Origin of the sequence: Pedobacter roseus (genome assembly GCF_014395225.1) — a bacterium.
Classification (GTDB): Bacteria; Bacteroidota; Bacteroidia; order Sphingobacteriales; family Sphingobacteriaceae; genus Pedobacter; species Pedobacter roseus.
Map to the genome: position 1 here is coordinate 3,934,634 of NZ_CP060723.1, position 13,082 is coordinate 3,947,715.

Below are 13,082 nucleotides of genomic sequence, written 5' to 3' on the forward strand. Positions count from 1 at the left end.
AAAATCCTTAAGATATTGGTTCTGTTAAGGGACTGTTTCTTTCGATATAGATCGCTCTTTCTTCTACCAATAAGGTACCTTGCGAGTATTTCTCATCGTGTTGAGAAGCATCTAATCCTAATTCTTCTTCTTCTTCAGAAACCCTGATCGGATTGATAAGATTTACGAATTTGAAAATAACGAATGACACTACAAAGCTGAAGATGATTACGATTAAAGCACCTTTTAACTGCGTGATAAAGAAAGCCGGATTACCATAAAATAATCCATCAGCACCAGCCGCATTTACTGTTTTAGTTGCGAAAACACCAGTTAACAACATACCAACAATACCACCTACACCGTGACAAGGGAAAACATCTAAAGTATCATCCAAGCTGGTTTTTTGTTTCCATGAAACCACAAGGTTAGAAATAACAGCAGCGATAGCTCCAATAAATATACTTGATGAAATGCTTACAAAACCGGCACCTGGGGTAATGGCCACTAAACCAACTACTGCACCGATACAGAAACCTAAAACCGAAGGTTTTTTACCTCTTGCTACATCGAAGAACATCCACGATAAACCAGCAGCACCTGCAGCGGTATTTGTAGTTAAAAATGCCGAAACTGCTAAACTACCTGCGCTTAATGCAGAACCTGCGTTAAAACCGAACCAACCGAACCATAATAAACCTGTACCGATTAATACGTAAGGAATATTTGCAGGTGGAACTTCTTTATGCTCTAAGTGAGATTTTCTGCGTTTTAAAACCAATGCACCAGCTAAAGCGGCCATACCTGCAGAAATGTGAACTACGGTACCACCGGCAAAATCTAATACACCCATTTTAAATAAGAAACCTTGTGGGTGCCAGGTCCAGTGCGCCAATGGCGAATAAACGAAAATGGCGAACAATACAATAAATAAGATATAAGATGTAAAACGGATACGTTCTGCAACCGCACCTACCACTAAACCTGGGGTAATAATGGCAAACATTAACTGGAACACTGCAAATAAAGAAAGTGGAATAGTTAAATCAGCACCTCCCTGAAGGTGTGGAGCACCAGAATTTACACCTTTAAAGAACAAAAATGTTGATGGATTTCCGATAAAACCGCCAATGGTATCACCAAAAGCTAAACTAAAACCAACAACTGTCCATAAAACGGTAATTACTCCTGCGGCTACAACGCTTTTAATCATGGTAGACAATACATTTTTACGGTGAACCATTCCACCATAAAAGAATGCAAGGCCTGGAGTCATTAAAAATACAAGTGCTGCTGCGATTAAAATAAATGCAATATCAGGTGCACTGTATTTACCTTCGTCGAAATTTGGTAGAAGTGGAATAAATAGAGCGAAAATCGCGACGATCATCAAGATCGCGAAAGGCGCAAACTGTTTAAAGGAGAATTTACTCATAGTTTTTAGTTTAATTTGTTAGTATTATTTAAATAATGGGATTTTTGGTTATTTATTTTTATAAAAATACGACATAATGTATTTTTTACACTATTAAATTGGAATATTTTAACAAAAAACAGTAATTTTTATAAAACAACACAAAAATTAACCCCAAAAATAAAAATAACAAAAAAAACAGCCGATTTTAATGCAAGTTTTTAATAAAAACAAAACACCTTATTAAATACATTTTATACCATTTTACCTAAATTTTATAATAAATTACCTAAAAAAATATATAAAAACAGAAAAACCAGTGAAATTTCACTAGTTTTTCTATAATTTATAATAAAATTTAATTTTTCTATGAAAAATACTCAGAACCCTGAACAACTCCTCTTTTTTCTATTTCTTTATCCATATAGGTCTGAATTGCCGATTTATTAAGCCCCCAATTGGGCGCAATCAGTAAATCCCAGTCCGAAATCCCAAAAAGTCGCTGTATTACGATATCCGGACGCAAAAGCGGAATCAGTTCGCAGAGCAGATCCGTATATTCTTCTAAAGAGAACAGTTTAAAAGGTTCTTTTTTATATTTAGCCCCCATAATAGATCCTTCAACCACATGTAAGTGGTGAAATTTCACAAATTTAATCTGCGGGAAACGGTTAATTTCATGAATGTAGCCTCGCATCTGCTCACGGGTTTCCCAGGGGAAGCCAAAAATAGTATGCACACAAAGATCGAGCTTACTATCTTTTAAAAGTTCTACCGCAGCAACAAACTCTCCATGACTACACCCCCTGTTAATCTGATCGAGGGTTTCATCATATATCGATTCCATGCCCATTTCCAGGTCTACATCAAAGCGGTCGGTATAACTTTCCAATAAAGCTACCTTTTCTGCATCTATACAATCAGGGCGTGTACCCACAGCAAAACCAACAATATCTTCCGTATTAATCGATAAAGCTTCATCGTACATCATCTTTAAATAATGTACCGGCGCATAGGTATTGGTATTGGGCTGAAAATAGACAATGTACTTATCAGCTTTGTAAGAGGTTTTAGCCCTTAACATACCCTCTTCAAGCTGATCTTTAATATTCGGGTTTTTACGAGAAGGCTCTGGCGTAAAAGAATCTACATTGCAATAGGTACATCCGCCAAAACCTTTGCTGCCATCACGGTTGGGGCAGGTAAAACCACCATCCACAATTACTTTAAATACACGCTGCCCTTTATACTTTTCGCGCAGATGTGTACCGTAATTTTTATAACCTTTTATACCTGAATCTACTAGTGTTCCCATTTGTTCCAAAAATACGGTTTTTGTTTGAGACGTAAGATTGGAGAGGTGAGATTTGAGAGATTAGACATGAGATGTGAGATTGGGCGTACAATTAGGGTTTAGGGTTTAGGGTTTAGGGTTTAGGGTTTAGGGTTTAGGAGAAACAATCTGAAATAGAAGATATTCTTTTTTTAACCAAAAAAAGCTAAAGAGCATTTATTACCCATAAATAGTGCTTTCGTGTAAAATTTGTATCCAAAATCATGCTTAAATGTAATATAAAAGCTATAAAGTCGATTTTCGTGTAAAATTAACAAACTCCATTTCAGGCGTTTACTACGTTATTCTATATTTGACACATCCCGGAATATTTTTTATTGTTTAACTAAAATAAATCAATACGATGGGAAATTTCCATAACGCCAGTTCAAAAAAACCGAAATCAACCGGTAATATCAATCTGATCAATTACACCATCATTCCACATTGTTGGTTCTGATCTCATATCTTTTAAAACTTAATCGCTAATATACCTTTTAGTAAAATCGAACTTAATTTCCGGTTTTAACTTCAGACAGATAACCTGTCAATTCATTAACAAGTCTAAACCTATCAATCAATTTTAACTAACTAATTATTTACAACCATGAAAAAAGTATCAATGAAAAACGTATCAAAGAAAAAGTTGTTTTATTTCCTTGCCAGTATGGGCGCGGCATTAGTAATGACCAGCACCGGATGCAAAAAGAATGAAAAATCAATGGAAGCTCCCCAGCCCAATACAGTTGCTCAGGGAGATGTATCATTGAGCAATGTGATTAAAGACCTGAAAACGATCAGAGCACTTGGTTTTGATCCCATTAGCGCAAAAATAGTAGCAGGTGGATACATCGTTGAAGGTGATATTCGCCTCAGCAGAAAAGATCTTGATGCTTTTACTTCACAATCGGCACACCAGGAACAGTATGCCACCCAGTATAAAATAGCTACATCGGGCATTAGAACCATTAATGTGGCCCTAACCAATTCGGCTAATGCAGGCAATCTGAATACTGCTTTTGATAATACGGTAAAAGACCTGAATAACCTGAAATTGCCTTCGTTAAAATTTGTAAGGGTTACAGATGCAAGTAAAGCTGAGATTACCGTTGCCTTTAAAGATCTTGGAGGAAGCGACGAAAATGGCGTAACACTGGGACAGGACGGTTCGTTTGTAAACCCAAGCGGAAACCCTGGCAGCGACATTTCTTTAAACAGTAATCCTGCTGCGGGTATTGCAACAGCCAGCGTATCATTTCTTCAAAGTGTACTGGACCATGAATTTGGTCATGCAATTGGTTTGAGACATACCGATTATCGAGACAGATTATATGGACAATTAAAATCTGGCGGTGCAAATCCGACCGCAAGCGCGCAAGACGCCCAGCTTACCAGTTTAACAAAACAACTGGTTGATGCCCAATATGGTACCGGAACCTGGAATAGCCAATCGGCTTCATCAAAAGCTTCGTTAAAAGCACAGGTATTTGCTGCATATTTTGACGAAGGTGAAGGATCAAGCTCAGATTATTCTTTAGCTACGCATATTTATGGTACGCCGCTTACCCCTACTTATAGCAACAATACTTTTACCACTGCTACCGACCCTCTATCTATCATGATTTCGTATGCCAACAGCAGTAATCTTACTTTTAGCGCATACGATAGCATTGCATTATTGGGTTTATATGGTAATGCCAACCAAATAGCATTGATCAAAAGCTACCTTACTTCAACCGGAACGGTAACGGCTGCGGCTAATGCCAAGGGAATAACTACTGTAGCCCAGGTGGTAACAGCTGTTAAAGCAACAATCTAAAAACAAATACCCGGAGAAAAAGTAACATTTACGGCCTGTCAACCCCAGCTTAACAGCAAAAGATTGACAGGCCGTTTTTTCTTTAAATTTTAATAATCTTGCTTAATTTTTGAATCACCCTTACATTATTCTGGATATATATATCTGCATGTTTATTTCTTAACTAAATTTTAGCCGGTTCATTTTTTTTTCGAAACGTTCCTGAAAATCCTTTTTTGGCACTATATAGGTCAATATTGCTCTACATTATATTTAAATTGTTTATCGGCAATATCCCAACCATTTTCTTCACCTCTATTTTTGCTGACCGAACCTGGCAGATTTTCCCTTACCCTAGAAACAGGTATAATTAGTAGTGTAATAATCAGATAATTTTTCCATCAACAACGGGAATGTTATTTTCGTTTATAAAAAATTTCAGTTTCCCATTAAATTGAGATAATTTCTCCATATAACCTTTTTCCATACCTAAATTAATACAATTAAAACGGTAACCATCTTTAAATGTAATATGAAAAGCTACATCCTGGATTTTAATAAATGCAACATCGCTGGCCAGGTAATTCTTAATCAGTTGATTTTCTTTCGATAATATTGTTAAATGATCTCTATAAAGATTAAGATACCCATAATCCGTAAATTTCACAATCAATAACCAACCAAAAAGTCCCCACGGAATGAATAATATAATAAGCAAAGCAATGATCGACATTTTTGCAGGGTTTATACCGATGAGGCTATTTATAGAATCTTGAAAAACAAACGAGAGAACCACAGAAACTAAATAGCCTCCAAAGATCAGAAAAACCTATAAGAAGTGCCTTACCTAAAGAAACAGGCAACCTGAGTTTAATTGACGCGGTAAGATTATCCATAATTAATAAAAAACTAATATTAAATGATAAATAAGAACAATAAAAAAAGTAACAATATAAGTTTTATTGTTTTGATATCTAATAAAGGCTCCAATGAAAAGCAACAGGTTAAAAATCATTATAAAAAATAATATTAGCCGACCGATCTGTTTATGAAGAACATATTGCATTACCTCTACATTATAAGATAATTTACTGAATGGTTCTGACTCCAAACGTAAATATATATAAGATGATGAATTTGTACTTTTTTGCTCATTAAATACAGTATAAAAATAAGCTTTCCGATCTAGTTCGCTCTTTAGAATTGGATTTAACCAATAAATATCTTTCGAAATGGTTTCAGCTGGAGGGTTTTCATAAATTTCTTTAATTTTATTATTAATAAAAAGCCCAGCAATACCCGTATAAGTACCTTCAAGATAATTATCATATCCTTTGACCTTGTGTTTATATACTACAGCGGATCTTGCCCCACGACTTATTTTTTTTGATTCAACTAAAATTCCCTTATTAAGTACAAGATTTTTTTCCAAAGATGCTTTCTTGCTTATAATAAATATAAACAGAGCAATAGGAACAATAATGGATAGCGCTGCAAATATTTTATATTTCATCTTCTAATACAGATATAGCTTTTCTCGCTGCGAAACCTGCTTATTCATTACACTATAACCTAACTAAACCAATTAGTTTTTTCCAAAACGCCTCTGAAATTCCTCCTTTGGCATAATGTAGGTTAAGTATTGTTCTACATTATATATAAACTGGTTTTCAGTAATATCAACATTCCAACCGTCTTGGGCACCTCGATTCTTATTTATTGAATCTGGCAAATTTTCCCTAACTCTAAAAACCGGTATTGGATTTTCTTTTGTTCCATAGGTAGGATTTTTTAAATCATCTTTATTTATAGTCATTAAGGTCTCTTTACCTCTCAAAGAAGAAGGAAATGCTAAACCTTTATCTTCAGGGTAATTAAAAAACGTTATTTGTAAATACTTACCTACAGATACGTCTTTGAAAAAAATCTTATAAATACTCTGAGGCGGAGACATCAACGAGATTGTATATTGAGTATCCCGAAACTCTAATTTATCAGGAAACCGTATTTTAAATTCAACGCATTTTTCAATATAGTGTGGAATAGCGTTCTTTGAATTATTTTCCTTTTTTTTGAAGAGATAACTAATACCAAAAATAATTAGTGGAGATACTATCAAAACCCCAATGAGCCATCCGAAAGCTTGTTTACTCATTTGTTTTTTCAAACCGCTTTTTAAATTCCTCTTTTGGCATAATGTAGGTCAAATACTGCTCTACATTATATTTAAATTGTTTATCGGTAATATCAGCATTCCAACCATTTTCTTCACCTCTTTTAATACTAACCGAATCTGGAAGATTTTCCCGTACCTTAAAAACAGGAATTGGATTTTCTTTTGTTCCATAGTTAGGGCTATTTAAATCGTCTTTATTCACCGTTAACAAAGCAATTTTATCTCTCATAACAGCACGAAATGCCAGTCGCTTATCCATAGGAAAATTGAAAAACTTAATTACAAAGAATTTGTTCATAGAGGGGTCTCTAAAAGTTAAATTGTAGATTGATTCTTTAGGTGCCAAAAATGAAGTTGCATAACTGGCGGTTTTTAACTCTAAGGATCTAGGGATCAACAACCTATACTCATAACAAGATGATGCATATTTTGAAATAGCCAATTTGCCATCATTAAACTTATTTTTGAAAAAATAATTTATTCCATAAAGTATACATGGAAATACAACTAATACTCCGATGACCCAGCCCATCGCATTTGAAATTTGTTTATTCATTATTTTGGGTTTAATGCTACTACACCAATGTTATTATTGCTATCATTTTCGTATGCATTTTCGTATGCATCCATAGAGGCCTGAGCTTTTGATAGCTCATAACTATCCGATCCTCTATCAATCAAATAGTTTGCTATTGCCCCTGCAACACCCTTAGCTAAACCTTTCCAAAACTCAGGTCCTATAAATGCCGTTCTGGTACTCGGATACATCCTTGATAAACGCATTGCAGTTAGCTCAGCGGCTTCGGCTCCAGCTACATTCCCTTCTGCCCTTAATAGCGCAGCCTGTAAATTATGTTCTGCAATTTCTTGAGTAATCGCCTTATTCTCAATCGTTAATTTTACTCCACTTTCAACCATAGCTCCACCTACACCTAATGGTTGATTAACAAGCCCTTCTGTTTTTGCACTTTCCCCAACATCACTCCATCTCCATATCGGAAGATTTTTTTTTGCTGCTTCTTCCTTACTATTTTCGCCATCAATATAACCATAAACCGCAATAGGAGCTGCCACCAATAAACCTATAGGTGTAAAAGCTGTAGCAGCAGTAATTACACCAATTATTGCCTGAGATGTAAAGTGGGCGGCAATTTCAGCATTGTTATTGCTGGTAATTTCTTTTGCGGCAGCCATTGCAATGACCGGATCTATGATAATAGAAACCACTCCTCCTTTTGGGCAGTTCATCAATGATTGACTAAGTAAAGCTTGTTTTTTATCAATTTCGACCCCTCCATGCGACAACATCCACTTCCCCTCTAAAGTAGCATCACAATCGTGCGCTATCTTATACAAACCTGTTACCCCAGCACCAATACTCGTTGCCGCAGCCGCAAGCATTACCCCTGCTGCTACCAATGCTAACCCACCGGTTGCTACTGTTGCAACGGCAAGCGCAGCTATAGCAATTACTGCTGTTAAAATCTGCAGGCCTCCCCAAAATTTGCCTGCAACTTTACATGAAAAAGTATCACTGATTTTTTTATCATCGGTATTTAACAAGGGCGCTTTTTTGCTTGATAATATTACCGTGGAAACTCTCGTGATACCTATCTGAAGAGGTTTACCATTAGTCATATTGGTACAAATAACGTTAGCACCCTCATGTACATAAGAATAACTCATTCTATCCTCCTTAATTTATAGTCTACAACTACTTCGACATTATTTTTAACTTCTTCAGCTAAAAAAACGTCAGTCTCTTCAATCAATGACAAATCTGTATTGATAACTTGCCTTACCTGGTATTGAAAGTCATAACTAGAAAACTTATATCCAACAATGGGCTGAAATTTTTGATCGTATTGCTTTTTTATAGAGCTAATATCTATTTCTTTAAGGTCAATTTTACTTTGCTTTTTAATTTCGACAAACTCAGGTTTTTCAAAAACAATTTCTGAAGAAACGTGTAAAGGAACCGAAACGTCTTCAAAAAGCTGAGAATTGTAATTTAAAGTATAATCTTTATAAACTTCTGATAGATTCACTAAATACCGATCAAAAAAAAGATCAAAAAATAACTTCGTTTGTATATCATCAATGAGAAGTTTTTCATCTTTAAACTGCGCTTCTGCCAAATAAATAAATTTTTGAAGTTCAATCTCAGCATTACTTGATCTCAAAAAAGAATATCTCTCTTTTATATTGTTTTTAAAGCTTTCCCAATTTTTTAGCACTTCATTGTAGTTCAATATCTTGTTTATTTTCCCTGTCTCATTATCAACCTGTACAGTTATATTACATTTAATCAGATCCAGAGATGAAAACAAGTCCATTGCCTCAGAGAGATTAGAAGGATTTATCTGAATAATATTATCAAAAAGCAAAACCTCTACAACCAAATTCCCATTATCAATTTTATTTTTAACATGAAACTCGCGCTTTGTGGTTGCATGGTTAGTAATCACACTATTAAATTTAGTCGCAACAGTCTGCTCGCAACGATACTTCAAGAGAATGGGTTCTGTCTTTTCAGTATCAATTACCTTATCAATCTTTGTATCAATTTTATTTTCTACGTGGACAGGCTCATCCTCATCGAAAAATTTAAATCTGCTCATATATTAATTAATTTTAACTGGACTACCTGTTATTTTTTGTTCACCTCCTGAAGTTTGAGAAATAGTGGCATCCGAGCACACTACAATCGTTCCCTGCGATTCCAAATTATAAGTTTTACTACCTACGTTTACTGCAGTTGTTCCAACTGTACCAATATTCACCTTGGCACCTGGCATTTTACCCGCATTCGCATTAATCTCATCTGTACCCTGAATATTGATCACTTTCCCAATAATATCAATTGTTCCGTCTTTCTTCATGGTAATACTACTTAAACCCGTTTTAATTACGATCGTTTCTTCAGATTCTGCGGTAATTAACCCTGGGCCATTTTCTATTTTTACAAAATTGGCTGCATTGGTACCCAGATTCAGCGCATGGTTTAGGTCATCGAAGCTTAAACAGCTTCCCTTTCTTGATGTTAAGCCTTTGGTATTACTGTTTTTAAAGCCACTGCTATCGCCACTTTTGCCATGGTAAACACTGCCCATTACCACTGGCCGGGCCACGTTGCCTTCTTCGAAAGCGATGACTACCTGGTCGCCCTTTTCGGGAATGACGTGAAACCCTCTGTTTTTTCCGGTATCGCCGCTACCTGCATTGGGGCTCACAACCCTTAACCATTCAGTTGGGTCGTTGGTTTGGCATTCCCATTTAAATTTAACTTTAATCCTACCTTGCCCCTGTGGATCATCATTATCAATTACATCGGCCAGCTGCATATCAGAATGTGGTTTCTCGTAATTTTTAACCATAATACGCTCGGTAGTAGCCACTAAGCCTTCGAAAGTATTGCTGTACTTGCCAGTTCCATCTATCTGATGATTGATATTGGTAATCAGAAATTTACCGAGGCTTTCGGTTGCAAAAGCAAGTTCCTTTCTTACACTCATGGTGATTTCGGCAATGCTGCCAATGCTGAGTGTGGCATTATCGCCACCTGCATTTATTTTTAAGAGTTCGCTGATATGTGCTTTTTCCTCATTTTCTACATGGCTTTTAATGTCACTGCCATTATCAACCCTGATTAATGAAGGTTGATTAAAGGTTTTGCTGTACATGGTATTTGAAGCCTTAATGGCATGTGCCAGATCGGGGTTTCCATCTGCTTTGCCAGTACTTTCGCTGTGCAGCATTTCATCCTGTTTAGGATTGTAGGCAAAACGCTTATATTTTATGGGCGAAACTTCCATGGCATACTGCAGGTTATGTACATCACGACCATAAAAAAGTGCTATTTCTTTCTGTTCGTCTGGCTTGCCGAAATTAAGCTGTTTGCCATCATAATAAAACCATTCGTGGTATTCGCCCGATAAGCGGTTAAGGAATGCGAAATCGCTTTCTCTATATTGAATGAGGTAATCGATTGCCGCTTTTCTGGAAGCATTGGTTACAATAGTCAGGTCGTTAACCGGGGTATCTTTTGTAGCCAGCTTGACAATCGTATCCAGATCTTTATCTAAATATGATCCTAAATCTGGTCCTCGGTCTATTAAAATAGTAGGACTATATCCACTTACAATAAGTACGCCATGGTAACCATGACTTTGTGAGAGTTCTACTTTTGTAACCAGACCGGCAAAATGCTGCAGGTTTTCTGGAGAATGACCAAAAGAAGCGGTTAGGGTTTTGCCCACAAAATCGCGACTGTCATCCAAATTGATCAAACCGGGAGCACCCAACTGATCGTGGTTAAAGTGCAACTCGAAATAATGGTGCTGGTTAAAAGCCTGTAGCAGATTAAAAGATGCAAAGTGTGCAATTGCTGTATCTTCTATACTGATTTCTACGAGAAGTTTATTTTCCATAATGTATTCGTTAATTGTAGCAGTAGCGTTTTAAGCTACATAGTTTTATAAATGGCAATTTTATAGAGTCCCGGATAAAAATGCACCTCAAATGGCATACCTGCTGCATTTCGTTTGTGTGAGGCATCTATAGCTTTTTTAGTATAGGGATGCACTTCTATGGTATTGCCTTTTTTAAGGTAGCCGTTGCCAATCATGGTATCGATATCGCCGGGCCGTACATGGATGCAACCATGCGATTCTGCCAACTGGAAAATCCTTCCACTTGCAGTTGCAGCTTCGTCGGGAGGTGTGGTATGGATAAAATCACCCATTACCTGCTCCTTTCCATTCATTTTCCGATCGTTGTTCAGGTCTTTGAAATATTTAACTGAAACATGTCCAAAATCGTTAAACAGCCATTTAGTTGGTATAGGAGAATTAGGATAGAGGTTACGCTGATAGTTAAGTACGGCATCGGTAACTTTTTTCTGATCGTTTTTATAAGCTCCCCACTGCGCATTTACATCTGTTAATTTTTTCCAGCTTCCCAGCTGTTTAATCATCACAATATTTCCGCTTATTTTTACTTCGGTTCCCCATGCAATACCCGACCATATAGCATAACGACCATAACTTACATGCTTTTCGATACTTTTAATTACAAACCTGCCGGTAGTTGTGGAGGTTTGCGCATGACCATCGCCCCCATTTTTTCGTTCGAAGGTCCGCCATGTGCATCATATTCTTTAATTTTTACGAGCGTATTCATTAATTATTATTTATACTTTAAAACCTCAACCATAATTACATGGGCGAGTTCTAACTTTTCACCAGGATTAAAAGTTAATTTTATAGCGGTATTGGCATCAACGTTTATCTTTACAGGTAATGGCTGCTCTGTTGTGCCTATCGTTTGCTTTTCTTCCTCAATATTTCCGAAATGGCGGGTAAAATCACCAATAAGCAAAGAATCTGTAAGAAATTTTGGCACCAGTAATATTACTCCTGCTTTTACCGTACTTTCTGTACCGTTATTTTTATAAGGCTGTATGATAATGTTCTGATCATCATGATATTGTTCACCATTATAAATGGCCAGCGGCAGTTTGCCTGCAAATTTCCTGTTTAATGATATTATGCCGGCCTCATTCAGCTTTGACAAAGGGAACTTAGTTACCGAATCTGTATAATTAAGGAATAACCGGGTAACATTTTCACTCTTTTTATCTGCCGGGCGAACATTTTTATTTTTTGTACGATCTTCATTACAGCTTAAACAACAGATCAATATTAATGCACCAAAAATGGCAGGCAACAGCTTAAAACAAGAAGGTAAACGCATCTTTTCCATGTAATAAAAAATTAACCTAAAACATCTCTCTTACCATTTTATGCTCCAACTTACCTGACTACACTATAGTGAGTTTTTATCATAACCCAAATCAATTGCCTTTTTGAGTAAAAAGGAACATTAAATTATACTTTATGGGAGATTTGAAGCTGTAATAGACGAACGTGTAGAATTGATCTAACGTTCGTCCTTTAAATAATGATTAAGCTTTTGGCCAATCGTTTTCGTGTTCTGCATTGCCGAGCTTTAGCTTACGGGCCGATACTACAAAACTTAATGTCATTGGGGTATTATCGTTTACTGCAATACCTTCGTTATACTGGATGATGTAACCATCTTCGAAAGACAGTTCTTTCATTTTTGAATCCTCTTCGCCTTTTTTGAAAACCAATGTTCCTGAAAGAGGCTTGTACTGGTTGTTAACCATTGATTCGATTACTGAAGTATCTTCAGTTGATTCGATTTCGATGTGGATGGTACCACCATAAACACCTGATGATGGACGGCCTTTGGCGTCAACATCTCTATTTAATGAAAAGCTGCACTGTAGTACATCAAATTCTTTTGATCCTAAGTTTAAACGGGTTTTAAATGCCATTGTAGTAAAATTTTAATGTTT

13 protein-coding genes are annotated in these 13,082 nt (G+C 36.2%); 1 reads left to right on the plus strand and 12 read right to left on the minus strand.

Annotated elements, in window-relative coordinates:
• Positions 1–7 precede the first annotated feature (7 nt).
• On the minus strand, positions 8–1,414 hold the full coding sequence (locus tag H9L23_RS16095) for an ammonium transporter (RefSeq protein WP_187591363.1): 1,407 nt from the start codon (positions 1,412–1,414) through the stop codon (positions 8–10).
• A gap of 346 nt (positions 1,415–1,760) precedes the next feature.
• Positions 1,761–2,708 carry a TIGR01212 family radical SAM protein gene (locus H9L23_RS16100; RefSeq protein WP_187591364.1) on the minus strand — a complete coding sequence of 316 codons (948 nt, stop codon included), beginning with the start codon at positions 2,706–2,708 and terminating at the stop codon, positions 1,761–1,763.
• 625 nt (positions 2,709–3,333) lie between these two features.
• On the opposite strand from H9L23_RS16100, the gene H9L23_RS16105 reads away from it, so the two are divergent.
• Positions 3,334–4,545, plus strand: coding sequence for a M57 family metalloprotease (locus H9L23_RS16105; RefSeq protein ID WP_187591365.1), 1,212 nt, complete (start codon positions 3,334–3,336; stop codon positions 4,543–4,545).
• Between the two features lie 364 nt (positions 4,546–4,909).
• Here H9L23_RS16105 and H9L23_RS16110 read toward each other — a convergent pair whose 3' ends face one another.
• The 10 genes from H9L23_RS16110 to tssD all read right to left on the minus strand — a co-directional run bounded on the left by H9L23_RS16110 (position 4,910) and on the right by tssD (position 13,061).
• Complete coding sequence (locus H9L23_RS16110) at positions 4,910–5,257, minus strand: hypothetical protein (protein ID WP_187591366.1); 348 nt, start codon at positions 5,255–5,257, stop codon at positions 4,910–4,912.
• A 165-nt stretch (positions 5,258–5,422) separates the two neighbouring features.
• Complete coding sequence (locus tag H9L23_RS16115; protein ID WP_187591367.1) at positions 5,423–6,037, minus strand: hypothetical protein; 615 nt, start codon at positions 6,035–6,037, stop codon at positions 5,423–5,425.
• 72 nt (positions 6,038–6,109) lie between these two features.
• Entirely contained in the window at positions 6,110–6,679 is a 570-nt protein-coding gene (locus tag H9L23_RS16120; RefSeq protein ID WP_187591368.1) for a hypothetical protein, read from the minus strand.
• Positions 6,672–7,256 (minus strand): hypothetical protein, encoded by a 585-nt coding sequence (locus tag H9L23_RS16125; protein WP_187591369.1) that lies wholly within the window; start codon positions 7,254–7,256, stop codon positions 6,672–6,674. The genes H9L23_RS16120 and H9L23_RS16125 overlap by 8 nt, the downstream gene beginning before the upstream one ends.
• Entirely contained in the window at positions 7,256–8,386 is a 1,131-nt protein-coding gene (locus H9L23_RS16130; RefSeq protein WP_187591370.1) for a DUF4280 domain-containing protein, read from the minus strand. The genes H9L23_RS16125 and H9L23_RS16130 overlap by 1 nt, the downstream gene beginning before the upstream one ends.
• Complete coding sequence (locus H9L23_RS16135) at positions 8,383–9,321, minus strand: hypothetical protein (RefSeq protein WP_187591371.1); 939 nt, start codon at positions 9,319–9,321, stop codon at positions 8,383–8,385. Before H9L23_RS16135 ends, H9L23_RS16130 begins: the two co-directional genes overlap by 4 nt.
• A 3-nt stretch (positions 9,322–9,324) precedes the next feature.
• Positions 9,325–11,130: a type VI secretion system Vgr family protein gene (locus tag H9L23_RS16140; RefSeq protein WP_187591372.1), complete on the minus strand. Its 1,806-nt coding sequence runs from the start codon at positions 11,128–11,130 to the stop codon at positions 9,325–9,327.
• A gap of 35 nt (positions 11,131–11,165) precedes the next feature.
• On the minus strand, positions 11,166–11,675 hold the full coding sequence (locus H9L23_RS16145) for a hypothetical protein (protein WP_187591373.1): 510 nt from the start codon (positions 11,673–11,675) through the stop codon (positions 11,166–11,168).
• A gap of 212 nt (positions 11,676–11,887) precedes the next feature.
• The gene (locus tag H9L23_RS16150; protein WP_187591374.1) at positions 11,888–12,463 is read right to left on the minus strand and encodes a hypothetical protein; all 576 of its coding nucleotides are present in this window, start codon (positions 12,461–12,463) and stop codon (positions 11,888–11,890) included.
• A gap of 202 nt (positions 12,464–12,665) precedes the next feature.
• Entirely contained in the window at positions 12,666–13,061 is a 396-nt protein-coding gene (gene tssD / locus H9L23_RS16155) for a type VI secretion system tube protein TssD (RefSeq protein ID WP_025145659.1), read from the minus strand.
• Positions 13,062–13,082 lie beyond the last annotated feature (21 nt).